We start from the raw sequence: 26,644 nt of genomic DNA, 5'->3' as shown, positions 1-26,644 counted from the left end.
ATCCGCACCAAAGGGCAGCGTGAGCGCCGGAAAGCCGGAGGCATTGGCAAGCGCTGCCCTTTGGTGCGGATGCAGCGGGTTTGCCGCTACCGGTACAACTGATGGCACCTATGGGGGCAGAAGCTCTGCTGTTGCGGCTGGCTGCCGAACTGGAGCAGGATGGCCGCTGGCAGCATCGTTTCCCGATTGCAGGATGGCCCGCATGAGCATACCGGTTCTTCAGATCGAGGGCGTCAGCAAGCGCTTCGGTACGACGCTTGCCAACGACAATATCTCGCTGTCGCTGGCAAAGGGCGAGATCGTGGCACTGCTCGGTGAAAACGGCGCCGGCAAGACGACGCTGATGAGCATTCTCTTCGGTCATTATGTGCCCGATACCGGTCGCGTGCTGGTGGATGGCGAAGCCTTGCCGCCGGGCAAGCCGCGTGCGGCCATCCGCGCCGGCATCGGCATGGTGCATCAGCATTTTGCGCTCGCGCCCAATCTCACGGTTCTGGAAAACGTCACGACCGGCACCGAAAGCCTCTGGTCGCTCAGCCTCAAGCGCGCGGAGGCCCGCGCAAGGCTTCTCTCCATCTCGCAGCGTTTCGGTCTGAAGGTCGATCCCGATGCGCGGCTTGGCGACCTCTCGGTCGGCGAGCAGCAGCGCGTGGAAATTCTCAAGGCGCTCTACAACGAGGCGCGTATCCTCGTCCTTGATGAGCCGACCGCCGTCCTGACACAGATCGAGGCCGAACATCTGTTTGCCACGCTGAAGGACATGGCGCGCCAGGGGCTTTCGCTGATCTTCATTTCGCACAAGCTGGATGAGGTCATGTCCACCGCAGATCGCGTGGTCGTGCTGCGCGGCGGTCGCCACGTGGCCGAGCGCAAGGCTGCCGAAACCAGCAAGGCCGAACTCGCTGAACTGATGGTCGGGCGCACGGTCGAGCGCCCGGTGCGCGATGCCTCGACACCCGGAGACATTGTGCTGGAAGCGGCGGCCGTGACGGTGCGCAGCGGCGGCGTCGATCGCCTGAAGGCGGTGGATTTTCGCCTGCGGGCCGGCGAAATTCTCGGCATCATCGGCGTTTCCGGCAATGGCCAGGCCGTGCTCGCGCAGCTTCTCTCCGGCACCGCTGTCAGATCGAGCGGAGACCTGCTGCTCTATGGCAAGCCGGTCGAAAGCCTGTCGGTCGCCGATGTGGTCTCCGCCGGCATCGGGCGCGTTCCGGAGGATCGCAACAGGGAGGGCGCCATCGGCGAGATGGCGATCTGGGAAAACGCGGTTCTGGAGCGCCTTGGCGCCTTCTCCCGTCACGGTCTGGTTGATCGCAGACGGGGCATGGCCTTTGCGCAGAAGATCATCGATGCCTTCGATGTGCGCGGCGGAACCCCCGGCAGCCGCACGCGCCTGCTCTCCGGCGGCAACATGCAGAAGCTCATCCTCGGCCGCAATCTGATCGAGCGGCCGCGAATCCTGCTTGCCGCACAGCCGGCACGCGGGCTGGACGAAGGCGCGGTGGCGGCCGTGCATGAGCGCATTCTCGAAGCGCGCCGGCAGGGAACGGCCGTGCTTCTGATTTCCGAGGATCTGGACGAGGTGATGGCGCTTGCCGATCGCATTCAGGCGATTGTCGGCGGCCGGCTTTCGCCGCCCATTGCGGCGGAAGAGGCGTCGGCCCGCCGCCTTGGCCTGATGATATCAGGCGAATGGCCGGGCAGCGAAGCACGGCAGGAAGAGGGGACCCATGCGGTTTGAACGGCGCGAACACAGACCGGTGGCCCTGGTCGTCGCCACGCCGCTGATCGCGGTTGCGGCAGCGCTCGCGATTGCCGGCATCCTGATTGCCATTGCCGGCGCGCCGGCGCTCGAAGCCTACTGGCGCATCCTGAAAGGCGCCTATGGCTCGCGCCTTTCCACCACGGAAACCCTGACACGGGCCACGCCGCTGATCCTGACCGGCCTTGCCGCCGCGGTCGCCTTCCGCGCGCGTCTGTGGAACATCGGCGGCGAGGGGCAGCTTTATCTCGGCGCCATCATGGTCGCCTGGGCAAGTTCCCACCTCATTGGCTCCTGGCCATCCGCCTTGCAGATTCCGGCTCTTCTCATTCTCGGGGCGCTGGCGGGCATGGTGCTGCTGCTGGTGCCTCTGTGGCTGCGCCTGCGCTTCTCCGTGGATGAGGTGGTGACGACGCTGCTTTTGAATTTCGTCGCGGTCCTCTTCGTGTCCATGCTCATCGACACCGTGTTGAAGGATCCGACCGCCTTCGGCTGGCCGCAGTCGCAATCGGTTGCCGATGCGGCGATGCTGCCGAAGCTGCTGGCGCGCTCGCGTCTTAACCTCGGGCTGGTCATCGCCATTGTGCTGGCGCTGGTGCTGGCCTTCGTGCAGTCGCGCACGGTGTTTGGCATGCGGGCAAGGGCAGCGGGTCTCAACCCGACGGGCGCAGTATTTGCCGGCGTGCCGCTGGGCCGCACGCTGGTCATTGTTGCCTGCATCTCCGGGGGGCTTGCGGGGCTTGCCGGTGCCGTGGAAGTCATGGGCGTGAAAGGCTATGTCACCACCGATCTTTCACCGGGCTATGGCTATTCCGGCATTGTGGTGGCCATGCTTGCCAATCTCAACCCGCTTGGCGTGGTGCTCACGGGCCTCTTCACCGCCACCATGTTCGTGGGCGCCGATGGCATGAGCCGCGCCATGGGAATCCCGAGCTATATTGCCGATGTCATCGTGGCGCTGTCGCTGCTGACCATGCTGGTCGCGGTCTTCTTCACCCAGTACAGGATCCGCCGATGAGCGCCGTTCTTGACATCATCGCCTCTGCCGGTCTATGGGCTGCCGTGCTGCGTATCGCCACACCGCTCATTCTCGGCACGCTGGGTGCACTTTTGAGCGAAAGGTCCGGCGTCTTGAACCTCGGCATCGAGGGCATCATGACCTTCGGTGCCATGATCGGCTGGCTCTCCGTCTATCATGGCGCGGATCTCTGGACCGGCTTTCTGGTTGCCGCTTTGGCGGGTGCGCTTTTCGGCCTGCTGCATGCAGTCCTCACCGTAACGCTCGGCCTGTCGCAGCATGTGTCCGGTCTCGGTGTCACGCTGTTTGCATCAAGCTTCAGCTATTATGTGTTTCGTCTGGCCGTGCCGGTGGCCGGCACCCCGCCCACCATCAAGCCGTTCCAGCCGATTGCCATTCCGGGCCTCAGCGATCTGCCCTTTGTCGGTCCGGCCTTTTTCGCCCAGACGCCCCCGACTTATGTGGCCATCCTTCTGGCGCTGGTGCTGGCCTACCTCGTCTTCCGCACGCCGCTCGGGCTTGCCATCCGCATGACCGGCGAGAACCCGCATGCGGCGGAAGCGCAGGGCATCAACCCCATGGTGGTGCGCTATGGCGCAGTGATGGCCGGCAGCGCGTTGATGGCCATGGCCGGCGCCTTCCTGACGCTGTCGGCCTTCAACAGCTTCTTTCCCACCATGGTGCAGGGGCGTGGCTGGATCTGCATCGCGCTCGTCGTGTTTGCCTCGTGGCGGCCGGAGCGGGCGCTCTTGGGTGCGCTTCTGTTTGCCTTCTTCGATGGCTTCCAGCTTCGCCTGCAAACGGTGCTGGGCGGTGCGGTGCCCTATCAACTGTTTCTGATGATCCCCTATATCCTGTCGATTGCCGCTCTCGCTGTCATGGCGCGGCGCGCGCGCGTTCCGCAGGCTCTCATGCAACCCTATCGGCGCGGGGAGCGCTGACCGGAGGACAATCCATGTTCGATCTCATCATTCGCAACGCCAACCTGCCGGATGGCCGGGAGGGTTTCGACATCGGCCTGACGGGCGGCACGATCAAGGCGATCGAGAAGCACATCGATGCCACAGCGCGCGAGGAACTCGATGCCACGGGGCGGCTGGTCAGCCCGCCTTTCTGCGATCCGCATTTCCACATGGATGCCACGCTCTCGCTCGGCATGCCGCGCATGAACGTGTCCGGAACGCTTCTGGAAGGCATTGCGCTCTGGGGCGAATTGCGGCCGCTTCTGACCAAGGAAGCACTGGTGGAGAGGGCATTGCGCTACTGCGATCTTGCCGTATCCCAGGGCCTCTTGTTCATCCGCAGCCATGTCGACACCTCCGATCCGCGACTGGTCACGGCAGAAGCGCTGATCGAGGTGCGCGAGCGGGTGGCACCCTATATCACGCTGCAACTCGTGGCCTTTCCGCAGGACGGATACTACCGCGCGGCCGAAGGCGAGAAATCGCTCGAGCGCGCGCTCGACATGGGCCTCGATATCGTCGGCGGCATTCCGCATTTCGAACGCACCATGGAGGATGGCCGCCGCTCGCTGGAAGCGCTCTGCCGCATCGCTGCCGAGCGCGGCCTGCCGGTCGATATTCATTGCGACGAGACCGACGACCCCATGTCCCGCCATATCGAAACGCTGGCAGCCGAGACGGTGCGCTACGGTCTGCAGGGCAGGGTGGCGGGCTCGCACCTCACCTCCATGCACTCCATGGACAATTATTATGTCTCCAAGCTCATTCCGCTGATGGCGGAAGCCGAGATCAATGTCATCCCCAATCCGCTGATCAACATCATGCTGCAGGGACGGCACGATACCTATCCGAAGCGCCGCGGCCTGACGCGGGTGCGCGAACTGATGGCGGCGGGGCTCAACGTCTCCTTCGGGCAGGACTGCACCATGGATCCCTGGTACTCCATGGGCTCCGCCGACATGCTGGAGGTCGGCCACATGGCGATCCACGTGGCCCAGATGGGCGGCATCGAGGACAAGCAGAAGATTTTCGATGCGCTGACCGTCAATTCGGCAAAGACCATGGGCCTCGAAGGCTACGGGCTCGAGGTGGGCTGCAAGGCGGATCTGGTCATCCTGCAGGCCGCTGACGTGATCGAGGCGCTACGCCTGAAGCCGACGCGGCTTTACGTCGTGAAGGGCGGCAAGGTGATTTCCCGCTCCGCGCCGCGCATCGGTGAACTCTTCCTCGAAGGCCGGCCCCAAAGCATCGATCCGGGCCGGGACTACGTGCCGAGGTCGACGGGCTGACGGACCGTCGGAGCATCGTTTCTCCGTGTCGGAATGACAGCAGTCCGCCACTCAGGACAGCGCCTGGGTGGCAAGGCCGTAGACCATCGGTTCTCCGGCCTCTGGATGGAGGCTGGTCCAGCGTCCGTTGAGCGACATGCTGGTCACCGTGTCGAAGATCGTCATGCCGCAGGAGAGCACGAATTGTGCGAAGGCGCCGCCTTTCTGCCGCGTGTCGATGCGCAGAAATGTGCCTGCATGGCTTTCCACATGCGGCCGCATGACGGCAATTGCATCGCAATCCGTTGCGGCGACCACCGGACCGACCACGTGCCCGCGTCCGAACGGCCGGCAGAGCGCATAGGCGACGACGCGTCCGTCGCGGACCAGCGCGGTGCCAGCGGAGAGGGGGCGAAGGGCATCGAGCGTGCGGTGGCGTAGGGCGCCATAGCCGCGGGCATCCAGCGCGACAATCTCGTCCCACGGTGCCGAGGGCAGGTGCACGAGACTGCCCTCGACGGAACGATCGGGGCCGGGCGGAACAACCGCCTCTCCCTGACACTGATAGACCGTTGCCTCCCGCTGGAAGCCGAGCGATGTGTAGAGTTGGCGGGCCTGGCGGGTGGCATTGAGCCCGAGACGACGATCGCCAATGCCTTCCAGAATATGCTCCATCATCGTGCGGCCGGCCCCCTGTGCCTGCAGCCGTGGTGAGGTGATGACCATGCCGACGGTTGCGAAGTGAGGGTCATGGTCGAAGCGCATGGCGGATCCCAGCACCCGGCCTATGCTGTCGCGTGCCACGATACCGCGGCCGAGCGAAAGCACCGTCGTCCAGTCCTGCGGGCGGTGCGGCCAGCCCACGGCAAGCGAAAGCGCATGCAGGGAGGCAAGGTCCGCCTCCATGATATCGGCAATCTCCAGTTCGAACGATTCCAGCCGGATCGAGGCTGTGTTGTCCATCGCTGTCGTTCTCCCATCTGCATCATGCTCGCCGCAGCACAGTCATAGCGTGTTTTCTGCCAAACAATCCGCTGCTTGAACGGCCTCTTTCGAAACAATCGGCTGCCGGGCGCGGGGGCTTTGGCAGGCGCAGGGTGCTGGGTGGCCTATGATGCGTGACAGTGAAGGCGTGGGCAAAGCCACGCCATGCTCGCCGTCATGTCCGGGAATACAGATGACCTTTCTCTTCCATTCCGATGCCAGGCGCGGCGCGATTTTTCGCGATGCCTTTGTGGCCGCCCTGCCGGATCTTCCCTTCGCGATGGAGACATCCTCTGTTGATCCCTTGGATGTGCGCTATCTGATCACCTGGACCGTGCCGGAGGATATCGGGCGCTACCGCAATCTCGAAATCCTGTTTTCCATCGGGGCCGGGGTCGATCAGTTTCACCTCGATGCGGTGCCGGATCACGTCCAGGTGGTGCGTATGGTCGAAGATGGCATCGTGCGCATGATGCAGGAATATGTGGTCCTGGCGGTGCTTGCGCTGCATCGCCAGATGCCCGCCTATCTTGCCAGCCAGAAGAAAGGAAGCTGGCAGCCACTGGCACAGCCGCAGGCCATGGAGCGGCGGGTCGGTGTGCTCGGCCTTGGACAGCTGGGAGAGGCGGTGCTGGAGCGCCTGAAGCCCTTCGCCTTTACGCTGGCCGGCTGGAGCCGTACGGCACGGCAGATCGACGGCGTGCACTGCCATCATGGTGAAGCCGGACTTGCGGCCTTGCTGGCCTCCACCGACATTCTGGTCTGTCTGCTGCCGCTGACGGAGGAAACGCGCGGTGTCCTCAACCGCGATCTGTTCAAGCGGCTTCCGGCCGGCGCATCACTGGTGCATGTCGGGCGCGGGCCGCAGCTGAACGACGATGATCTGCTCGCGGCTCTCGATGATGGCCATCTGTCCGGTGCCGTCATTGATGTCACGGATCCCGAGCCGTTGCCCGCAGATCATCCCTTCTGGCCGCATCCGAAAATCATCCTCACACCCCACGTTGCCAGCGTCACGCAGCCGGAAACGGCAGCCCGTGCCGTCATCGACAATATCCGGCGCCATCGTGCCGGCCTTGCGCCTGTCGGTCTCGTCGACCGGCGGCGCGGTTACTGATCCACCGCCTTCGTATTCAAGGACAAGACCATGTCATTGCTGAAAACCATCGATCCCGCCCCTGCCTTCGAGCCAAAGCATGCGCTGCCGGCGCCGGAGCGGCTGATCTCCGGCAGCCCGGCCTTCAAGACCTGGGCGCAGGACAGCGCGAGAAATGGCACCGTCAATACAGGTGTCTGGGAGGCCACGCCCGGCGAAACCCATTCGATCAAGGGTGAGACCTTTGAATTCTGCCATATCCTGGAAGGGGTGATCGAACTGACTGAGCAGGGCAAGGCGCCGGTGATCTACCGCGCCGGCGACAGCTTCGTGATGAAGCCGGGTTATGTCGGCGTCTGGAAGACGATCGAGACCGTTCGCAAGATCTACGTCACCGTGTCCTGAGCGATCCGTCGATGTCGCTCAGCTTCGATCCCGACCGCCTCGATCTGCCGCAGGGACACTTCATCGCCGGCCGCCATGTTCCGACAGCCGGCGTGCTTCCCATGAACCGCCCGTCAGATGGGGTTGAGTTTGCATCCTGTCCGGTCGCCTCGGCGGATCTGGTCGATCAGGCCGTCGCAAGCGCTGGCAAAGCGCTTGCCGAAAGCGGCTGGGCCACCTGCGCGCCCCGCCAGCGCACCCGGGTGCTGCAGCGTTGGGCGGACCTGATGGAAGAGGAGGCGGTGCGGCTCGCGCAACTGGAAGCCATCTGCTCCACGCGTCCGGTGGGCCAGCTGATTGCCGGAGATATCGCCGTCACGGCGGAGCAGATCCGCTTCTTTGCGGAGTTCGCCGACAAGGAAGGCAGCGATCTGGTGCCGACCGGAGCGGACAGTCTTGGCATGATCGTGAGTGAGCCCTATGGGGTGGTCGGCGCCATCACGCCTTGGAACGTGCCGCTGTCCATGGCCGGCTGGAAGCTTGGGCCGGCGCTGGCGGCCGGCAATGCCGTGGTGCTGAAGCCCTCGGAGATGACCCCCTATTCCACGCTCTTCATGGCAGAGCTTGCCGTGCGGGCCGGTGTGCCGGCCGGCCTTATCAACATCGTGCTGGGTGACGGACCGACGACCGGCGCTGCCATCACCGCCCACCCGGATATCGCCAAGGTGAGTTTCACGGGCTCGAGCGGCGCGGGGGCGTCGATCATGGAAAACATCGCCCGCAGTGGCGTAAAGCCGGTGACGCTCGAACTCGGGGGCAAGAGCCCGCAGGTGGTGTTTGCCGATGCGGATCTGGATCTCGCCGCCCATGCCATTGCCACGAGCATCCTCGCCAATGCCGGCCAGGCCTGTGTGGCCGGTTCGCGCCTCGTCGTGGAAGAGCGCGTCGCCGCACCGGTTCTTGATGTCATTCTGAGGCGCATGCGCGCGGTTGCTGCAGGCCCCACCTGGGACGAGCACAGCAGCTATTCGCCGATCATCTCGGAGCGCCAGCGCCGGCGCATTGATGGCGTGGTGCAACAGGCCATCGAGGCCGGTGCGGAGTGCCTGACGGGCGGTGCGGCGATCGATCATCCCGGCTATTTCTATGCGCCGACGCTGCTTGCCGGTGTAACGCAGGATTCGATGGCCGTCCGGGAGGAAATCTTCGGTCCCGTGCTGACGGTGCAGACTTTCCGCGACGAGGAAGAGGCAATGCTGCTTGCCGATCATCCGGTCTATGGGCTGGCGGCAGGCCTCTTTACCCGTGATCTGTCGCGGGCCGTGCGGCTCAGCCGCCGGCTGCAGGCAGGAACGGTCTGGGTGAACCGCTACAGCCGCTCGCGCGACCACATCCTGCCGACCGGTGGTTACAAACGCTCCGGTATCGGCAAGGATCTGGGTCGCGAGGCCTATCTCGCCAATCGCAAGACGAAGAGCGTGCTGATCAATCTCTAGGGAACACGGCCATGAAGAGCTACACGATCGCATTGATTCCCGGTGACGGCATTGGCGTGCCCGTCACCGACGCCGCCTGGCAGGTGCTGGAGCAGGTGGCGAAAACGCATCGCTTCGCACTGTCTGCAACCCGCTTTCCCTGGTCCTGTGATTTCTACCGGAAGACCGGCGCCATGATGCCGCCCGATGGCATCGAGACGTTACGCGGCTTCGATGCCATCCTTCTGGGTGCCGTCGGCTGGCCGGCGGAGGTGCCGGATTCGGTGTCGCTGCATGGCCTGCTTCTGCCGATCCGCAAGGCCTTCGTGCAATATGCCAATATCCGGCCGCACCGCCTGCTGCCGGGCGTCGAGGGGCCGTTGAAGGCGGAGCGTTTCGACATTCTCTGCATCCGCGAAAACACCGAGGGCGAATATGCGGGCGCCGGTGGCCGCGTGCATCAGGGCACGGCCGATGAGGTGGCGGTCGAAACCTCCATCTTCACCCGGGCCGGTGTCGAGCGCATCCTGCGCTTCGGCTTCGAGCAGGCCCGTGCGCGTTGCGGCAGGCTCGCCTCCGTCACCAAGTCCAATGCGCAGAAATATTCCATGGTGTTCTGGGACGAAATCACCGCCAAGCTTGCGGCTGAATATCCCGACGTGACGGTAACGAGCTATCACATCGATGCCATGGCCGCGCGCATGGTGATGGCGCCGGAGAGCCTCGATGTCGTGGTTGCCTCGAACCTGTTCGGCGACATCCTGACCGATCTCGGCGCGGCGATCCAGGGTGGTCTTGGCTTTGCCGCCTCCGCCAATATCAATCCGGACCGCTCCGCGCCGTCGATGTTCGAGCCTGTCCACGGCTCGGCGCCGGATATCGCCCATCTCGGCATAGCCAATCCGATGGCCGCCATCTGGTCTGCGGCGATGATGCTGGAGCATCTCGGCGAGAGCGAGGGGGCAAAGGCAATCATGGTCGCGCTGGAGCGAACCACTGCACGCGGCATCGGCACGATACCCGGAAAACACAGGACTGATGACATTACGGCGGCCGTGCTTGTCGCGCTCGGCGCCTGAGGAGATGATGATGATCGACAGATTGAAGGACAGGTCGCTGTTTCGCCAGCAGGCGCTGGTTGACGGAGCATGGGTGGAGGCGGCGGATGGCCGCAGGGTCGACGTCATCGCTCCTGCCTCGCAGGAGGTGCTGGGCAGGGTGCCCGATCTCGGCGCAGCCGAGACGCAGGCTGCGATCGATGCGGCAGAGCGGGCCTTTCGCACCTGGAAGAGAAAAACCCATGCCGAACGCGCCCTGTTGCTGGAAGCCTGGCATGACCTGATGCTGGACAACCTTGAGGATCTGGCACTGATCCTGACGCTGGAGCAGGGCAAGCCGCTGGCGGAGTCGCGCGGCGAAATCCGCTATGGCGCTTCTTTCGTCAAATGGTTCGCCGAGGAGGCGCGTCGCGTCGGAGGCACGACCATTCCGGCACCGACCGCGGATCGTCGTATTCTGGTGCTGAAGGAGCCGGTGGGCGTCTGCGGCATCATCACGCCTTGGAATTTCCCCAATGCGATGATCACCCGCAAGGTGGCTCCGGCGCTGGCCGCCGGCTGTACGGTGGTCATCAAGCCCTCGGAATTCACGCCGTTTTCCGCCCTGGCACTTGGTTTGCTGGCGCAACGCGCCGGCATTCCGGCTGGGGTGATCAACATCGTCACAGGCATGCCGACCGCAATCGGCAATGCGCTGATGGCATCCGAGCAGGTGCGCAAGATTTCCTTCACGGGCTCCACGCGGGTCGGGGCGCTGCTGATGCGCGGTTCGGCCGATACCATCAAGCGGCTGTCGCTGGAGCTTGGCGGCAATGCGCCCTTCATCGTGTTCGACGATGCGGATCTGGATCTGGCTGTCGAAGGCGCCATTGCCTCGAAATTCCGCAATGGCGGCCAGACCTGCGTCTGCTCCAACCGCATCCTGGTTCAGGCGGGGATCTATGATGCCTTTGCCGCAAAGCTCTCTGCCAGGGTGGCGGCGATGAAGGTCGGCCCCGGCACCGATGCCGATGTGCAGATCGGGCCGATGATCAACAAGGCTGCCATCGAGAAGATCGAGCGTCATATCCGGGATGCTGTGTCCAAGGGCGCCAGGATCGTGTCCGCGCGGCCGCCCATGCCGGACGGCGGGCAGTATGCGGCGCCGGTCGTGCTGGGCGAGGCGACGGTGGAGATGCTGCTGGCCAGCGAGGAAACCTTCGGCCCGGTCGCCCCGCTCTTCCGCTTCGAGACAGAAGAGGAGGCGATCGCGATCGCCAACGGCACGCCCTTCGGTCTTGCCGCCTATTTCTACACCGAGAACCTCAGGCGCTCCTGGCGCGTCGCCGAGGCGCTGGAAGCGGGCATGATCGGTCTCAATACCGGAGCCATTTCCATGGAAGTGGCGCCCTTCGGCGGTGTCAAGCAGTCGGGGCTCGGCCGTGAAGGCTCGCAGTTCGGTATCGAGGAATATCTTGAGCTCAAGACCTTCCATATTGGCGGACTGTCCTGATCTGAGAAAAGAAGGGGCGATCCCGAGGCCGTCGGGACCGCCCCAGGCGGGGAGGAACGGGGAACGATGCGCGTCACTGGATCCTGTCCAGCGCCTTGTAATAGAGCCCGACCAGTGGCAGGAACCAGGGCTTGCCGAAATGTCCGGGAACCGCCGGCCAGTCGAGGCCCTGCAGGGGATTGCGGTCGGGGCGACCCAGAATGGCATCGGCCAGCACCATGCCGAGATGGGTGGATAACTGGGCACCGTGGCCGGAATAGCCCATGGCGTACCACAAGCCATCGTGATAGCCGGCGCGGGGATAACGGTCCTTCGTCATGTCGACCATTCCGCCCCAGCAATACTCGATCTCCACCTTTGCCAGCTGCGGGAATATCGCGGCAAGGCTCGTGCGCAGGATCTCGCCGCTGCGGGCATCCGATCGCTGGTCGGAGGTGGCGGAAAAGCGGGCACGTCCACCGAAGATCAGGCGATTGTCCGGCGCCAGCCGCCAGTAATTGCCGATGTTCATCGAGTTCACGCAGGTGCGGTTGCCCGGCATGGTGGCTGCCACTTCCTTGTCCGTCAGCGGGCGGGTGGCGATGATGAAGCTGCCGACGGCAATGATGCGGCGACGGAAATAGGAAAAGTTCCGTGTCGTATAGGCGCCTGTCGCGACAATGACATTGGAGGCCGTCAGGCGTCCGCGACTTGTTTCGATCCGGTGTACGCCCCCGGATTGCGTTTGCGAGACGACGCGGGTCTTTTCGAAGATCGTCGCGCCATGACGGGCGGCGGCAGCGGCAAGGCCCGTCACGTAGCGGCCCATGTGCATCATGGCGCTCTTCTTCGAGAGCATGGCGCCATGGAAGGACGAACCGACTTCAGCCTTCAGATCCTCGGAGGAAAGAAGGGCCGTCTCGGCATCGACCTCTGCGTGGATCGCTTCGAAATTGCGGGCAATGGCGGCAAAGTGCTGCGGTTTGGAGGCAAGCTTCAGCTTGCCGGCGCGGCGAAAGCTGCAGTCGATCCCTTCCTCGGCAATCACGCTTTCCAGGGTGTCGATGCAGTCATCCAGAGCCCTGTAGAGCGCGATCGCCCGTTCCTTGCCCAGTTCGGCTTTGGCAGCGAGATAGGAATGGGCAAGACCATTGTTGAGGTGGCCGCCATTGCGGCCGGAGGCGCCGAAGCCGATATGTTCCGCCTCCAGTACGGCGACCCGCGCACCGCCCCTGGCGAGCTGCAGAGCAGCTCCGAGCCCCGTGAAGCCGCCGCCGATGACGGCCACGTCGAAATGACCCTCGACGGGCGCCGTGCTGGCGCCGGCAAAGGCCGGCGCGGTGTCATGCCAGTAGGAGACGAACTTCATCGGATCAGGCTTTCCCTCAGAGGCCGAACACGCCGGGCAGGGCGGAGATGTTGGGGATCTCCACATATCCGTAATAGGGATTGGCCGGCTCGTGGCCCCGGTTGACCCAGACCTTGTTCCGGATGCCGAGGTCATGTGCCGACATCAGGTCATAGCGGAAGGAGGACGAGCAGTGGACGATGTCCTCAGGCCCGCAGCCCAGCATGTCGAACATGTATTCGAAGGCCTTGAAGCGCGGTTTGTAGGCCTGCGCCTGTTCTGCCGTGTAGACGGCATGGAAGGGCGCCCCGAGCTGGGCGACATTCGACATGATCTGCGCGTTCATCGCATTGGAGAGAATGACAAGCGGTATCTCGCTTGCCACCTTGGCAAGGCCTGCCGGCACATCCGCATGCGGCCCCCAGGTCGGTACGCGCTGATAGACCATCTCGGCGTCTTCCGGCTTGAAAGGCACATTGTTGCGCTTGCAGGTGCGCTCCAGCGCATTGTGAACCACGTCCGCGTAGGGCTTCCAGTCCCCCATGATTTCATCCAGACGATAGGCGGAGAAATTCCGGATGAACGCATCCATCGCCTCCTTGCCAAGGCGCTCGCCGTAAAGGTCCATGGCTGCTTCCGCCATCTGGTAGTGAATGAGCGTGCCGTGGCAGTCGAAGGTGACGTATTTCGGACGGAATGTGGGCATTGGTTTCCCCTTGAGGTTCTGCTGGCAACCATCATAGGCAACCTCCACCGTGCGGACGCACCGCATTCGGCAGGACAAGAAGCAGATTGTTCCGTATCCCGGCTGCGGCAAAGCAGAGAGTTGCGTGCGCTGTTACCGCAAATGGTCGGCATCGGCAGAATTTCCTGCCGCTGCAGCAGCGGTGTTGCCGGGTGGCGGCATAAGATGCGGCGAAGACTTCTGCCGACGGCTGAAGATGCCGTGCTGGCCCCCAGCTTGGGAGGTTCTTCTTTCACGCCCGCTCTACCCTTGCTGCAATGACAAGGGAGACTGATGTGGACAATGCGGTGATCGATCTTCAGGCCATGCAGCCGGAGCATCTGGAGGGCGCCTTGACGCTGTCCAGGCAGGCCGGGTGGCCGCACCGTCTCGAAGACTGGCAGATGCTGCTGAGGCTGAGCGAGGGCCTCGTGGTGATGGATGGGCAGCGCGTGGTCGCCACCACCTTCATGACGCCCTACGGGGTGGACATGGCCACCATCAACATGGTCATCGTCGATGAATCCCTGCGCGGGCGCGGCATTGGCCGGCTGCTGATGATGAAGGCGCTCGAACTGGCGGGTGATCGGACGTGCCGGCTTGTTGCCACCGAGGACGGCCTTCCGCTCTACCGCAAGCTCGGCTTTGTCGAGACGGGTGAGATCTTCCAGCACCAGGGGCTGCTCGCCGCCCTGCCGGCCCCATCCGCAGATGTCGGATGGGCCGTTGGCGCAGATCGTTCCCAAATCGAGGTCCTGGATCGCGGCGCCATCGCCGCTGATCGCAGGGACCTCATCAGCTATCTTTTCGCGCAAGGGCGGTTCGCTGTGCTGAAAGATGCCGGTGTCGTCCGGGGCTATGGGGCCATCCGTGACTTCGGACGCGGCGAGGTGATCGGTCCCGTCGTGGCGGAAACGGCTGCGCAGGCGCGCTCACTTCTCGCCTTCATCATGGCCGGCCGCCCGCTTGGCACCTTCCTGCGCGTCGATCTCGACGGACACACGGACCTTGCGCCCTGGCTCGTCGCCCATGGGCTGATGCCGGTTGGCGGCGGCATTGCCATGCACCGTCCGGGCTCGGTCGCCGCCGCCTCTTGCGCTCCCCGCATTCATCGTTTCGCACTCGCCAGCCAGGCGCTCGGCTGAAGGATCCTCGCATGTTCAGCAATTCCCTGATCGAACTCGATCGTGCCCACCTCGTCCATCCGGTTGCCTCCTATCGCGGACATGAAGCGTCAGGCGTGCGTGTCCTTGCCTCCGCCAAGGGGGCGACCGTGACCGATGCGCAGGGCCATCAGATGATTGACGGCTTTGCCGGTCTCTGGTGCGTCAATGCCGGCTATGGCCACGAGAGCATTGTCGAGGCGGCCGCGAAGCAGATGCGCGAACTGCCTTACGCAACCGGCTACTTCAGCCTCGGCAGCGAAGCGGCGATCCGCTTTGCGGCAGAGCTTGCCGAGCGCACGCCCGGCGATCTCAACCACGTCTATTTCACGCTGGGCGGCTCCGATGCCGTCGACAGCACCGTGCGCTTCGTCCGCTATTATTACCACGCGCAAGGACGGCCTCAGAAAGATCAGTTCATCTCGCTGATGCAGGGCTATCACGGGTCTTCGACGGTGGGGGCGGGGCTGACCGCGCTGCCGAATTTCCATGGCGGCTTCGGGGTGCCGCTCGACTGGCAGCACAAGATCCCCTCGCATTACCCCTATCGCAACCCTGTCGGCACCGATCCGAAGGCCATCATAGAAGCCTCCAAGGCGGCGCTGCGCGAGAAGGTGGCGGAGATCGGGCCGGACCGCGTGGCAGCCTTCTATGCCGAGCCCATTCAAGGGTCCGGTGGCGTCATCGTGCCGCCCACCGGCTGGATGAAGGCGATGCGCGAACTTTGCCGCGAGCTCGACATCCTGTTCATCGCCGACGAAGTCATTACCGGATTCGGTCGCACGGGTCCGCTCTTTGCCTGCTCTCACGATGACATCGTGCCGGACATGATGACGGTCGCCAAGGGGCTCACATCAGGCTATGTGCCAATGGGCGCCGTGTTCCTTTCCGAGACGGTCTACAACACGATTGCCGACGGGGCAGGAGCCGCCGCCGTCGGCCATGGCTATACCTATTCCGCCCATCCGGTCAGCGCTGCCGTCGGGCTTGCGGTACTGAAGCTCTACGAAGGCGGGCTGCTCGAGAATGGCGTTCGGGCCGGCGCGCGGCTGATGGCCGGCCTGCAGAGCCTTGCGGATCATCCCCTCGTCGGGGATGTCCGTGGCCGCGGCATGCTGGCCGCGATCGAACTGGTGACGGACAAGGCAAGGAAGACGCCGCTTCCGCCTGCCGCCGAACCATCCCGGCGCATCTTTGACCGGGCCTGGTCCAATGGCCTCGTCATCCGCGCCTTTGCCAATGGTGCGCTCGGTTATGCCCCGCCGCTTTGCTGCACCGATGCCGAGATCGATGCCATCATCGAGCGGACCGCAAAAACCCTCGATCAGACGCTCGAGGACCCGGATGTCCGCGCGGCCATGGCCTGAGGGCTGACAGCGCGCAGGCACGGGCGCTTGGCCGAAATACTGCGAAGCGCCCCGATTCGAAATTTTCTGCCGCGGTACCGGACCCATTCAGCGCATACCGTGCCGCAGCAGTGCCAGACTGACAGGCAAGAAAAGGCGAGAACCCCGAAAAACAGGGGGAACCGCCGGGGAACCAGACGCAGCGATCCCGAGGGGCTGCGAAATTTTATTCTGCCGGGACTGTCCGGCACGATCACACGAGGAAAGTGACGTGGCCAAATCGCTGTCTGCCTTCACGTACCTGACCTTTGATGTCGTGGGAACGCTGATCGATTTTGAAGGCGGTATCAAGGATTGCCTCGCGGCCATCGCCGCCGAGGCAGGCGTGACGGTTGACGGGGAGGAGGCCCTGACGCTTTACCGTGCGGAGCGCTACGCTGCCGTCGCCGGTCGGTTTCCCGACGATCTCGTGCGCGTCTATCTGGCGATTGCGCCAAAGCTCGGCCTGCCGGTGGTGACGGCCTGCGGCGAGCGGTTGCGCGAGTCCGCCAGGACCTGGAAAGGTTTTCCGGACAGCGCGGATGCATTGGCGCGGTTGGCGAAACGCTACCGTCTGGTTGCCATGACCAATGCGCGGCGATGGGCCTTCGAGCATTTTTCCGAGGAGCTCGGTAACCCCTTCTATCGCAGCTTCACGACCGACGACACGGGCACCGAGAAACCGGATCCCGCCTTTTTCGAACAGGTCTTTGCCTTCGTGGCGACCGAGGGTGCCGCCAAGGAAGATATCCTGCACGTGGCGCAGAGCCAGTACCACGATATCGGGATCTCCCGGACACTCGGCATGACCAATTGCTGGATCGAACGTCGGCACGCTCAGAACGGCTATGGCGGCACCATCGCGCCGGAGCGCGTTACGGTGCCCGATTATCATTTCACCTCGCTCGCGGCTCTCGCCGATGCGGTGGAGAAAGGCAGCCACTGACACCATGACGGGAAGAGCCGGCGGCACCGCAGGCAAGGCATCGCACATCAAACAAAAAAGGGGAAATGCGATATGACTGACAAGGTAACGAACTGGACCGTTGCAGACGATGCCATGGTCGAAAATGCCATTCGCCGCGGCGCGACACGCCGCGAACTCCTGCAATTGCTGCTGGCCGGTGGCATTGCCGCCTCCGCAGGCGGCATGATCCTTGGCCGTGCGACCTCTGCGGTCGCGGCAACGCCCGTGAAGGGCGGGTCGCTCAAGGCTGCGGGCTGGTCGTCGTCCACTGCCGATACGCTCGATCCGGCCAAGGCCTCGCTATCGACGGACTACGTCCGTTGCTGCGCCTTCTACAATCGCCTGACCTTCCTGGACAAGACCGGCGTTCCTCAGATGGAACTTGCTGAAAGCATCGATACCCGGGATGCCAAGGTATGGACCGTGAAGCTGCGCAAGGGCGTGACCTTCCACAGCGGCAAGACGCTCAGCGCCGCCGACGTCGTCTATTCGATGAACCGGCACCTGGACAAGGCAACGGGCTCCAAGGTCAATTCGATTGCAAAGCAGATGACGGAGATCAAGGCGATCGATGATCTGACGGTGCAGATCACGCTGGCAAGCCCCAATGCCGACCTGCCGACGATTCTGGCCATGCATCACTTCATGATCATCGCCGACGGAACGACCGATTTCTCCAAGGCCAACGGCACCGGCGCCTTCATCTGCGAAAACTTCGAGCCCGGCGTGCGGTCGATCGGCAAGCGCAATCCGAACTATTTCAAGGCCGGCGGCGCTCATCTCGACAGCTTCGAGTTCTTCGGCATTCCCGACGACTCCGCCCGCGTCAACGCACTCCTCTCCGGCGATATCCAGCTTGCCGCGGCGATCAACCCGCGCTCGATGCGTCTCATCGACAGCCAGCCGGGTGTCGTTCAGTTCAAGACGACGGCCGGCAACTATACCAATCTCAACATGCGCCTCGACATGTCGCCGGGCGACAAGGCCGGCTTCATCGAGGGGGTCAAGCATCTCATCAATCGTGAGGTGATCCAGAAGTCCGCGCTCAGGGGCCTTGCTGAAATCGCCAATGACCAGCCGGTGTCTCCGGCCAGCATCTACCACAACAAGAACCTCAAGCCGAAGGCCTTCGATCCCGAAAAGGCCAAGGCGCTGTTCGCGAAGGCCGGCCTCATCGGCCAGAGCATTCCAGTCGTGGCCTCCGATGCCGCAAATTCCTCCGTCGACATGGCGACGATCCTGCAGCAGGCCGGTGCCGCGATCGGCATGAAGTTCGATGTTCAGCGCGTGCCCTCCGACGGCTACTGGTCAAACTACTGGCTGAAGGCGCCGATGCACTTCGGTAACATCAATCCGCGTCCGACGCCGGACATCCTGTTCTCGCTGCTCTACGCGTCCGATGCGCCGTGGAACGAAAGCCAGTTCAAGTCGGAAAAATTCGACAAGATGCTGCTGGAGGCGCGCGGTCTTCTGGATCTTGCCAAGCGCAAGGAGATCTATGACGAGATGCAGGTGATGATCGCCGATCAGGCCGGCACCGTGATCCCCGCCTACCTGACCAATGTCGACGCCGTTTCCGCCAAGCTCAAGGGGCTTGAAGCCAATCCGCTTGGCGGCATGATGGGCTATGCCTTTGCCGAATATGTCTGGCTGGAAGCCTGACGTACCCTTGGCGGGCCGGTCCGGGAGAGCCTGGTCTCTCCCGGATGTCCGGCGCATACCCTTCGACAACGACGCCATGGATCGGGATCGTCGATGAACAAACATGTCCTTCATCTCGTGCTGGCGCGTCTGGTGATCGCGGTGATCACGCTGGTCATCGTGTCCTTCACGGTTTTTGCCGCAACGGTTCTGCTGCCGGGTGACGTGGTGGAAATCCTGCTGGGCCAGGCTGCGACGCCGGAAGCGGTTGCCGGCCTGCGGGCCGCCATGCATCTGGACGATCCGGCGATCTGGCGCTTCTTCCGGTGGCTTGCCGGCATTCTCACCGGCAATTTCGGCATATCCTATGCCAACAACATGCCCGTCGCGGATCTGATCGGCCCGCGCCTTCTCAACTCGCTGAAGCTTGCCGGCATCACCACCGTCTTCTCGGTGCCGATCGCTCTGTCGCTGGGCATCAGCGCCGCGATGTGGCGCGGCTCCTGGTTCGACCGGGCGGTAACGGTTCTGTCGATCGGCGTCGTTTCAGTGCCGGAATTCATGGTGGCGACATCGGCGGTGCTGGTCTTTGCCGTCTACCTGAAATGGCTGCCGGCACTCTCGTTTGCCAACGAGATTCATTCCTTCGGCCAGATGTTGCGCGTCTATGCCATGCCGGTCATCACGCTCTCCTTCGTGATTTCGGCGCAGATGATCCGCATGACGCGGGCAGCCGTGATCGAGACGCTCAACACCCCCTATGTGGAGATGGCGCTCCTGAAGGGTGCCTCGCGCGCTCGGCTCGTGCTGCGGCACGCGCTGCCCAATGCGCTCGGTCCCATCGTCAACGCCGTCGCGCTGTCTCTTTCCTATCTGCTGGGCGGTGTCATCATCGTCGAGACGATCTTCAACTATCCGGGCGTTGCAAAGCTCATGGTCGATGCCGTTTCCACGCGCGATCTGCCGCTGATCCAGACCTGCGCGATGCTGTTCTGCATGGTCTATCTGCTGCTCATCACGACGGCCGATATCATCGCCATTGTTTCCAATCCGAGGCTGAAGTGACATGACGCGCTCCGCCACCCACATTCACGCCGCAGGCTACAGCCTCAACCTCGTTGGTCTTCTCGGTTTTCTCATCGTCGTCGTCTGGGCCATGGTCGCCATCACAGCGCCGTGGATCACGCCGTATCCCATTGGCGAGATCGTGGATTTCGATTATTTCGGCCCGATCAGCGACAAGTTCTGGCTGGGGACGGATTATCTCGGCCGCGACATCCTTTCGCGCATCCTGATGGGGGCGCGCTATACGGTCGGCATTTCGCTGGTCGCCGTGACGCTGTCCTGCTCGCTCGGCGTGACGCTCGGCATGACGGCGGCGGTGGTCGGCGGCTGGCTGGATACGATTCTCAGCCGCCTGCTCGATGCGCTGAACTCCATTCCCAGCAAATTGTTCGGCCTTGTCGTCGTCGCCGGTGTCGGTTCCTCCATTCCGGTGCTGATCCTGACGCTTGGGGTGATCTACACGCCGGGCGCCTTCCGGTTTGCCCGCGCGCTGGCGGTCAACATCAATACGATGGATTTCGTCACTGTGGCGCGGGCCAGGGGGGAGGGCACCTTCTTCCTGATCCGTTCGGAAGTGTTGCCCAACATCATCGGGCCGGTGCTGGCCGATCTCGGACTGCGCTTTGTCTTTACCGTTCTGCTGCTCTCGGGCCTGTCCTTTCTCGGACTCGGCGTTCAGCCACCCGATGCCGACTGGGGTGCCCTGGTGCGGGAGAACATCGGCGGTCTGCCCTTCGGTGCGCCGGCGGTGATCTTTCCGAGTGTCGCGATCGCCAGCCTGACGATCGGCGTGAACCTTCTCATCGACAATCTTCCGCAGAAAATCCGGGACCGGAGCAATTGATGGCCAACCTTGTCGAAATCCGTGACCTGAAGGTGGAAGCCACCAGCGATGCCGGTCGTGTCATCGAGATCATCCATGGTGTAAGCCTCGACGTCGCAGAGGGTGAGATCGTCGCCCTGATCGGCGAAAGCGGATCCGGCAAGACGACGATTGCGCTCAGCCTGATGGGGTATGCCCGCACAGGCTGTCGGATCAGCGGTGGACGGGTGATGTTTGCCGGGCGCGACATGACACAACTGTCCGAGCGCGAAAAGGCTGCCATCCGGGGCACCGACGTGTCTTACGTTCCACAAAGTGCGGCTGCTGCTTTCAACCCTGCACAGACGATCATGGATCAGGTAATCGAAATCACCCGCATTCATGACCTCATGCCAAGGCCGGAGGCGGAGCGGCGCGCGCTGGAACTGTTCCGGGCGCTCAACCTGCCGAATCCTGGTACGATCGGCCGTCGCTATCCACATCAGGTGTCCGGCGGTCAGCTGCAGCGTCTGTCTGCGGCCATGGCGCTGATTGCAGATCCGAAGCTGGTGATCTTCGATGAGCCGACCACAGCACTCGACGTGACGACCCAGATCGAGGTTCTGCGCGCCTTCAAGTCGGTGATGAAGAAGGGCGGCATGGCGGGGATCTATGTCTCGCACGATCTTGCCGTCGTGGCGCAGATTGCCGATCGTATCGTGGTGCTGAAGGGCGGCGAGATCCTGGAGGTCGGTACAACGCAGCAGGTTCTCGATGCGCCCCGGCATCCCTACACCCGCGAACTGCTGTCGGCCTTCGAGCCCAAACACTATGCCAGCCCGGCAAGACCAGAGATGACGGCCCGGAAGCCGCCGCTTCTCGACGTGCTCGGGATCACCGCCGGTTATGGTCCGGTTCAGGCGGATGGCCTGCCGTTGATGCGGGCGCTGAAATCGGTCAGCTTCCGGCTGGAGGAAGGGCGCAATCTCGGCGTCATCGGTGAATCCGGTTGCGGGAAGTCCACGCTTGCGCGCGTCATCGCCGGCATCCTGCCGCAGGCAAAGGGCGACATCATCTTCGATGGTCGCCAGATGGCGCGCTCCGCCGCCGGCCGCCAGAAGGAGGAACTGCGCAAGCTGCAGATGGTCTTCCAGTTCGCCGATACGGCTCTCAACCCGGCAAAATCGATCGAAGACATTCTCGCACGGCCGCTCGCCTTCTATCATGGCATGAACCGAAGGCAGCGGGAGGCCCGCGTCTGCGACCTTCTGGACATGGTGCGCCTGCCCCGTACTGTCCGCCATCGGCGCGCCGCAGAACTTTCCGGCGGCCAGAAACAGCGTGTCAACCTGGCGCGGGCGCTTGCAGCGGAGCCGCGGCTCATTCTCTGCGACGAGATCACCTCGGCCCTCGACACCGTGGTGGCGGCGGCGATCCTTGATCTTCTGAAGGAACTGCAGCGGGAGCTCGGCCTCTCCTACATGTTCATCAGCCATGACCTGTCCACCGTACAGGCAATCTGCGACGAAGTGATCGTGATGTACAACGGCGAGAAGGTGGAGGAAATGGCGACGGGGCTTCGGCAGGCGCCGACACATCCGTATTCGCGCCTGCTGTTCTCTTCTGTTCCCAAGCTCGACCCACGTTGGCTCGACAGTCTGGAACTGGATCCGGAACTGGTCAGTGCCTTCGCACGGCGCTGAAACGATTATTGCGGTTCCCCAAACAGGCTCGTGAGCGGCATGTGCGCCTTGATGATCGGCGACTTCAGCACGACGAAGCTGAAATACTTGTCGATGCCGATTTCCATGTCGATCAGTCGCTCCATGATCGTCTGGTATTCGACGACGCTGGCGGTGACGAATTTCAGGAGATAGTCGTAGCCGCCGGACACCAGATGGCATTCGATGACGGAATCCAGCTTTTCCACTGCCGCCAGGAAGCGGGCAAAATCGATCTGCCGGTGGTTCTTCAGCGTCACCTCTGTAAACACCGTCAGCGTCTGCCCAAGCTTGGCGACGTTGATCTGTGCCGAATAGCCGGTGATGTAGCCCTCGCTCTGCAGCTTCTTGACGCGCATCAGGCAGGGGCTGGGCGAGAGGTTGACGAGGTCCGCCAGCTCCACATTGGTGATCCTGCCGTTTTTTTGCAGTTCGGAGAGGATCTTGATGTCGATGCGGTCCAGTTTCACGGGCCTCTCCATGGGTTGTGACAGACTGCCGATAATCGGCATAATCTGCGTGCACGGCTGTGGCGCAGTTGCCGGGCAGATGCCTGAATTTCCGCAAGCCTATGATATTTCATGCTGCAATAATACGCCGGCTGTCGCCCGATATGCAGCATGAAATGCTGTGGATTGCCGTGCTGCGGCATCGCCCGCAGTTTCCTGCGGATAAGATGCCGTCATCATCCGGAGAAAGACCATGCCCTCACCGCTGCTGCATATCGAGACCACCGCTGCGCTGCCCAGGCAGGCGGATGCCGTCGTCATCGGCGGCGGCATTGTCGGCGTGTTTTCGGCCTATTATCTCGCGCGGCGCGGGCTGAAGGTGGCGCTTGTCGAAAAGGGCCGTATCGGTGCCGAGCAGTCCAGCCGGAACTGGGGTTGGTGCCGCCAGCAGAACCGCGATCAGCGGGAACTGCCGATTTCCACCCGCAGTCTTGCACTGTGGGATGCCTTCGCCGCCGAAACGGGCGAGGATACCGGCTTTCGCCGCTGCGGCCTGTTTTATCTGAGCAATGACGAGGCGGAACTTGCCGGCTGGGCGCGGTGGGGCGCCTTTGCCCGCACCGTCGGCGTGACCACCCACATGCTGACGGCGGATGAAGCCAGTGCGCGCGGGGCCGCCACCGGGCGCCGCTGGAAGGGTGGCGTCTTCTCCCCGACCGATGGCATCGCCAATCCGGTACGGGCGGCGCCCGTGGTGGCGCGGGCCGTTGCGGCGCTCGGTGGAACCGTTCACCAGATGTGTGCGGCCCGCGGGATCGAGACTGCAGGCGGCAAGGTGAGTGCCGTCGTCACCGAGTGGGGCACGATCCGCACCCCGCTTGCCATCCTCTCCGGCGGGGCCTGGGCCTCGTCCTTTTGCCGCCAGCTTGGCATACGCTTTCCGCAGGCCTCTATCCGTTCCTCGATTCTCGATGTCCGTTTTGACGGCGCACATCTTCCCGACGCCCTTCACACCCGGGACGTCTCGATCACCCGCCGCGGCAGCGAGCACTTCCGCCTGGCAATCAGCGGCAAGGCACGGGTCGATATCACGCCGCAGCAGATGCGCTTTGCCCAGTATTTTCTGCCGATGTTTGCCAAGCGCTGGCGTTCCCTGGCGCCTGGCGGGCTGCAGGGGGTGATGGCTGGGCACGAAACCCTCTCGCGCTGGTCGCTTGACACGCAGACGCCCATGGAGCGCAACCGCATTCTCGATCCGGTGCCAGATCAAGCCCAGGTGGCACTGACGCTTGCGCGGGCCAGGTCCCTGCTGCCGGACCTGAAGGATGCGGCCCTTGCCGCAAGCTGGGCGGGCTACATCGACAGCACGCCGGATGGCGTGCCAGTCATCGCCGACGTGCCGAGCCTGCCGGGCTTCGTGCTTGCCGCAGGCTTCAGCGGCCACGGTTTTGGCATCGGGCCCGGCGCCGGACATCTGGTCGCAGACATCGTCACGGGCAGTTCACCGATTGTCGATCCGCGTCCCTATCGTCTGGAGCGCCTGAACGGGAGCGCATGGGGCCAGGTGGCCGAGTTTTGAGCAGGCTGTCACAGGCTTCTGCCGTGTACCTCCGGGCAGGTTGGATCACGGCGGCAGGCCTTGCACCTTGATCACCCCCAAACGATCGTCGGCTTTCCGGGAGAGGCGAGAGGCAACCTCGCCCTTCGCCCGGCTGCCGGCTGCCCGCTCATCCGCGTCTAAAGATTGTCGGCCATGGACCGATAGCGCTCGAGCACTTCCGCAATGTCCGGGCTGGCCTCCTTGTCGTGCGCCTTGGCACGGTCTTCGACGGCGTGCAGATGGTGCTCCATGATATCCGTTGCCGTGTTCGCCTCAAGGTTTTTCAGGGCTTCGATCAACTGGATATGTTCGTCTATGCCGCATTCGGCGGAATGCGGACGGCCGTAGCGGGCAAGAATCAGTGATGAGCGGGAGACGACCTGGCTGACGAAGTCGATGAGCAGCTTTGAACCGGTCAGTTCCGCAAGCAGGATGTGAAACTCGCCGGCAAGGCGGATCGAGCGTGGCGAGGAAGCTTTCAGGGCGCGCTCCTCCTCGCGAACATGAGAGATCAGCGCGTCGATGCCATCCTTCGGCATGCGCCGGCAGAGCCTTTCGATCACCTCGCGTTCGAGGCAGCGGCGCAACGCAAAAACTTCCTCGGCTTCCTCAAGAGCAGGCATGGCAACAGAAGCCCCGCGGTTCGGCCTTATATCCACCAGACCGTCGGCGGCGAGCCGCAGGAGAGCGTTGCGCGCACTGGTGCGACTGACGCCGAAGGTGTCGCCAATCGAATCCTCGGGCAGTTTCACCCCGGGCTTCAGCGCCTGCTCGAGAATGGCCCGCCTGAGGGAGGCATAGATCGCATCGCTGCGGCTTTGCTGTGTGGACATGCGGCCCTCTGAGTTCGGCTGCTTCTCATGATTGCCCACCTTATAGCGAAACTTTTGCATCCTTTTGAATCGTAGATTTTGTACGCAAATCGATCTTGAGATTGCATGCAATTTATCTTATCCGTAGGTCAGAGACAAAAGCCACGCGGAAGCCGTCGCATGGGAGCTTTTCCGGGACTTCCGATGGCATTCTTCGGCCCGCCTTCAGATTTGCGCCCGCGCCCTGACAATGCTGGCTGGTGGTGTTCCTGCGTCGAGAGAGGTGTCACGTGACGAAAACTCTTTTCACCAATGCCCGGATGATGGACGGCCGTCTTTGCGACATCACGGTTGTTGATGGAGAAATTTCCGCCATCGATCCGGCCGGGCAGGCAAGCGATGCACACGTCGCCGTCGATATTGCCGGGCATCTGCTGGTTCCGGCCTTTGTCGAAGGGCATATCCATCTCGACACCAGCTTCCATGGGGACGTCTGGGTGCCGCATCGCCCCTGCACCAATGGCTTTGATGTGCACGAGCGGGTGACCTTTCAGGCAGAGAACATGTCGAAGGCAGCGCCGATGGATGTCAGGGCGCGCAATCAACTCGACCTCTGCATCGCCAACGGCAGCCTGCAGATGCGCAGCCATGTCATGGTCGATGGCTCCGTCGGTCTGGCGTCGCTCGAGACCATCCTTGCGGTTCGCGAGGAATACCGCGATCTCATCGATATCCAGCTTGTCGCCTTTCCGCAGAGCGGCATCCTGAAAAGCGCCGGCACGGCGGACCTGCTGGATGCAGCGATCGGTATGGGCGCGGATCTGGTCGGCGGTCTCGATCCCGCCAGTTTCGACCGCAGCATCGACCGGCATCTCGACGTGGTGTTCGATATCGCCGAACGGCGTGGCGTGGATGTGGACATCCACCTCCACGATGCCGGCACGCTTGGCGCCTTTACCATCGAGGAGATCTGCGACCGCACGGTGGCGCTCGGCATGCAGGGCCATGTCGCCGTCAGCCATGCCTATGGACTCGGCGATCTTTCGGCCGATGCCGCCCGCAAGATCGCGGCAAAAATTGCCGCAAGCGGCGTGGCGATCATGACCAATGCGCCCGGAAACCACAATTTCCCGCCGGTCGCCCTGCTGCGCGCCGAAGGTGTTACCGTCTTTTCCGGAAGCGACAATATCCGCGATTCCTGGTGGCCCTACGGTGATGGCGACATGCTGCGCCGTGCGGAGATCATCGGTTATCGCTCCGGTTTCTACACCGATGCGGAGCTTCGCGACGCCTTCGACATCGTGACGGACGCCGGCGCGCGCGCCCTGCGCCTAACAGGCTATGGCCTTAAGGTGGGCGCGAAGGCCGATTTCGTCACACTTGATGCGCCGCATCTGCCGCAGGCGGTCGTCGGCGTGCCGAAGAACCGGCGGGTCTTCCGGCGCGGCCGGCTGATTGCCGAGAACGGCAAGATGATTGGTCGATGACG

The 26,644-nt window shown here is 63.3% G+C and carries 23 protein-coding genes; 18 read left to right on the top strand and 5 right to left on the bottom strand.

Going from position 1 to position 26,644, the window contains the following annotated elements; all coding sequences use genetic code 11:
* The first annotated feature begins 202 nt into the window (after nucleotides 1–202).
* Genes FNA46_RS07045 through FNA46_RS07030 form a run of 4 tightly spaced genes read left to right on the top strand, consistent with a single transcriptional unit; the run spans nucleotide 203 to nucleotide 5,031 of the window.
* Nucleotides 203–1,741, top strand: coding sequence for an ABC transporter ATP-binding protein (locus FNA46_RS07045; RefSeq protein ID WP_143124408.1), 1,539 nt, complete (start codon nucleotides 203–205; stop codon nucleotides 1,739–1,741).
* A complete protein-coding gene (locus tag FNA46_RS07040) occupies nucleotides 1,731–2,780 on the top strand; it encodes an ABC transporter permease (protein WP_143124407.1) in 1,050 nt (349 codons plus the stop codon). The genes FNA46_RS07045 and FNA46_RS07040 overlap by 11 nt, the downstream gene beginning before the upstream one ends.
* Nucleotides 2,777–3,721, top strand: coding sequence for an ABC transporter permease (locus FNA46_RS07035; RefSeq protein WP_143124406.1), 945 nt, complete (start codon nucleotides 2,777–2,779; stop codon nucleotides 3,719–3,721). Before FNA46_RS07040 ends, FNA46_RS07035 begins: the two co-directional genes overlap by 4 nt.
* A gap of 14 nt (nucleotides 3,722–3,735) precedes the next feature.
* Nucleotides 3,736–5,031: an amidohydrolase family protein gene (locus tag FNA46_RS07030; protein WP_143124405.1), complete on the top strand. Its 1,296-nt coding sequence runs from the start codon at nucleotides 3,736–3,738 to the stop codon at nucleotides 5,029–5,031.
* A 51-nt stretch (nucleotides 5,032–5,082) separates the two neighbouring features.
* Here FNA46_RS07030 and FNA46_RS07025 read toward each other — a convergent pair whose 3' ends face one another.
* On the bottom strand, nucleotides 5,083–5,973 hold the full coding sequence (locus tag FNA46_RS07025) for a GNAT family N-acetyltransferase (RefSeq protein ID WP_143124404.1): 891 nt from the start codon (nucleotides 5,971–5,973) through the stop codon (nucleotides 5,083–5,085).
* 214 nt (nucleotides 5,974–6,187) lie between these two features.
* On the opposite strand from FNA46_RS07025, the gene FNA46_RS07020 reads away from it, so the two are divergent.
* Genes FNA46_RS07020 through FNA46_RS07000 form a run of 5 tightly spaced genes read left to right on the top strand, consistent with a single transcriptional unit; the run spans nucleotide 6,188 to nucleotide 11,499 of the window.
* Complete coding sequence (locus tag FNA46_RS07020; RefSeq protein WP_143124403.1) at nucleotides 6,188–7,111, top strand: 2-hydroxyacid dehydrogenase; 924 nt, start codon at nucleotides 6,188–6,190, stop codon at nucleotides 7,109–7,111.
* A 30-nt stretch (nucleotides 7,112–7,141) separates the two neighbouring features.
* Nucleotides 7,142–7,495, top strand: a complete 354-nt coding sequence (locus tag FNA46_RS07015) for a cupin domain-containing protein (RefSeq protein WP_143124402.1) — start codon at nucleotides 7,142–7,144, stop codon at nucleotides 7,493–7,495.
* An 11-nt stretch (nucleotides 7,496–7,506) separates the two neighbouring features.
* A complete protein-coding gene (locus FNA46_RS07010) occupies nucleotides 7,507–8,970 on the top strand; it encodes an aldehyde dehydrogenase family protein (RefSeq protein ID WP_143124401.1) in 1,464 nt (487 codons plus the stop codon).
* Between the two features lie 11 nt (nucleotides 8,971–8,981).
* Entirely contained in the window at nucleotides 8,982–10,028 is a 1,047-nt protein-coding gene (locus FNA46_RS07005) for a tartrate dehydrogenase (RefSeq protein WP_143124400.1), read from the top strand.
* A 13-nt stretch (nucleotides 10,029–10,041) separates the two neighbouring features.
* Nucleotides 10,042–11,499, top strand: coding sequence for an NAD-dependent succinate-semialdehyde dehydrogenase (locus tag FNA46_RS07000; RefSeq protein WP_281288922.1), 1,458 nt, complete (start codon nucleotides 10,042–10,044; stop codon nucleotides 11,497–11,499).
* Between the two features lie 73 nt (nucleotides 11,500–11,572).
* On the opposite strand, the gene FNA46_RS06995 is transcribed toward FNA46_RS07000, so the two are convergent.
* A complete protein-coding gene (locus tag FNA46_RS06995; RefSeq protein ID WP_143124398.1) occupies nucleotides 11,573–12,847 on the bottom strand; it encodes an NAD(P)/FAD-dependent oxidoreductase in 1,275 nt (424 codons plus the stop codon).
* A 16-nt stretch (nucleotides 12,848–12,863) separates the two neighbouring features.
* Nucleotides 12,864–13,532: a haloacid dehalogenase type II gene (locus FNA46_RS06990; RefSeq protein WP_143124397.1), complete on the bottom strand. Its 669-nt coding sequence runs from the start codon at nucleotides 13,530–13,532 to the stop codon at nucleotides 12,864–12,866.
* Nucleotides 13,533–13,846: 314 nt separating this feature from the next.
* Between FNA46_RS06990 and FNA46_RS06985 the strand changes: the two genes are divergently transcribed.
* The 7 genes from FNA46_RS06985 to FNA46_RS06955 all read left to right on the top strand — a co-directional run bounded on the left by FNA46_RS06985 (nucleotide 13,847) and on the right by FNA46_RS06955 (nucleotide 22,276).
* A complete protein-coding gene (locus tag FNA46_RS06985) occupies nucleotides 13,847–14,695 on the top strand; it encodes a GNAT family N-acetyltransferase (protein WP_425468681.1) in 849 nt (282 codons plus the stop codon).
* Between the two features lie 11 nt (nucleotides 14,696–14,706).
* Nucleotides 14,707–16,080 (top strand): aspartate aminotransferase family protein, encoded by a 1,374-nt coding sequence (locus FNA46_RS06980; protein WP_143124395.1) that lies wholly within the window; start codon nucleotides 14,707–14,709, stop codon nucleotides 16,078–16,080.
* A gap of 250 nt (nucleotides 16,081–16,330) precedes the next feature.
* Nucleotides 16,331–17,044 carry an HAD-IA family hydrolase gene (locus tag FNA46_RS06975; RefSeq protein WP_143124394.1) on the top strand — a complete coding sequence of 238 codons (714 nt, stop codon included), beginning with the start codon at nucleotides 16,331–16,333 and terminating at the stop codon, nucleotides 17,042–17,044.
* 72 nt (nucleotides 17,045–17,116) lie between these two features.
* Complete coding sequence (locus tag FNA46_RS06970; protein ID WP_143124393.1) at nucleotides 17,117–18,727, top strand: ABC transporter substrate-binding protein; 1,611 nt, start codon at nucleotides 17,117–17,119, stop codon at nucleotides 18,725–18,727.
* Between the two features lie 93 nt (nucleotides 18,728–18,820).
* Nucleotides 18,821–19,771, top strand: a complete 951-nt coding sequence (locus FNA46_RS06965) for an ABC transporter permease (protein WP_143124392.1) — start codon at nucleotides 18,821–18,823, stop codon at nucleotides 19,769–19,771.
* A gap of 1 nt (nucleotide 19,772) precedes the next feature.
* Entirely contained in the window at nucleotides 19,773–20,615 is an 843-nt protein-coding gene (locus FNA46_RS06960) for an ABC transporter permease (RefSeq protein ID WP_143124391.1), read from the top strand.
* The gene (locus FNA46_RS06955) at nucleotides 20,615–22,276 is read left to right on the top strand and encodes an ABC transporter ATP-binding protein (protein ID WP_143124390.1); all 1,662 of its coding nucleotides are present in this window, start codon (nucleotides 20,615–20,617) and stop codon (nucleotides 22,274–22,276) included. The genes FNA46_RS06960 and FNA46_RS06955 overlap by 1 nt, the downstream gene beginning before the upstream one ends.
* Nucleotides 22,277–22,281: 5 nt before the next feature.
* On the opposite strand, the gene FNA46_RS06950 is transcribed toward FNA46_RS06955, so the two are convergent.
* Complete coding sequence (locus FNA46_RS06950) at nucleotides 22,282–22,764, bottom strand: Lrp/AsnC family transcriptional regulator (protein WP_143124389.1); 483 nt, start codon at nucleotides 22,762–22,764, stop codon at nucleotides 22,282–22,284.
* A 232-nt stretch (nucleotides 22,765–22,996) separates the two neighbouring features.
* On the opposite strand from FNA46_RS06950, the gene FNA46_RS06945 reads away from it, so the two are divergent.
* Complete coding sequence (locus FNA46_RS06945; RefSeq protein WP_143124388.1) at nucleotides 22,997–24,322, top strand: NAD(P)/FAD-dependent oxidoreductase; 1,326 nt, start codon at nucleotides 22,997–22,999, stop codon at nucleotides 24,320–24,322.
* Between the two features lie 158 nt (nucleotides 24,323–24,480).
* On the opposite strand, the gene FNA46_RS06940 is transcribed toward FNA46_RS06945, so the two are convergent.
* Entirely contained in the window at nucleotides 24,481–25,287 is an 807-nt protein-coding gene (locus FNA46_RS06940; protein ID WP_246102916.1) for a GntR family transcriptional regulator, read from the bottom strand.
* Between the two features lie 158 nt (nucleotides 25,288–25,445).
* Here FNA46_RS06940 and FNA46_RS06935 point away from each other — a divergent pair, with 158 nt between their 5' ends.
* Nucleotides 25,446–26,642, top strand: coding sequence for an amidohydrolase family protein (locus tag FNA46_RS06935; RefSeq protein WP_143124387.1), 1,197 nt, complete (start codon nucleotides 25,446–25,448; stop codon nucleotides 26,640–26,642).
* The last annotated feature ends 2 nt before the right edge of the window (nucleotides 26,643–26,644 follow it).

The organism is Affinirhizobium straminoryzae (assembly GCF_007004135.1).
In the GTDB taxonomy this organism is placed as follows: domain Bacteria; phylum Pseudomonadota; class Alphaproteobacteria; order Rhizobiales; family Rhizobiaceae; genus Neorhizobium; species Neorhizobium straminoryzae.
The sequence above is the reverse complement of the archived record's forward strand: the minus strand, read 5'-3'. Positions and strand labels throughout refer to the sequence as shown.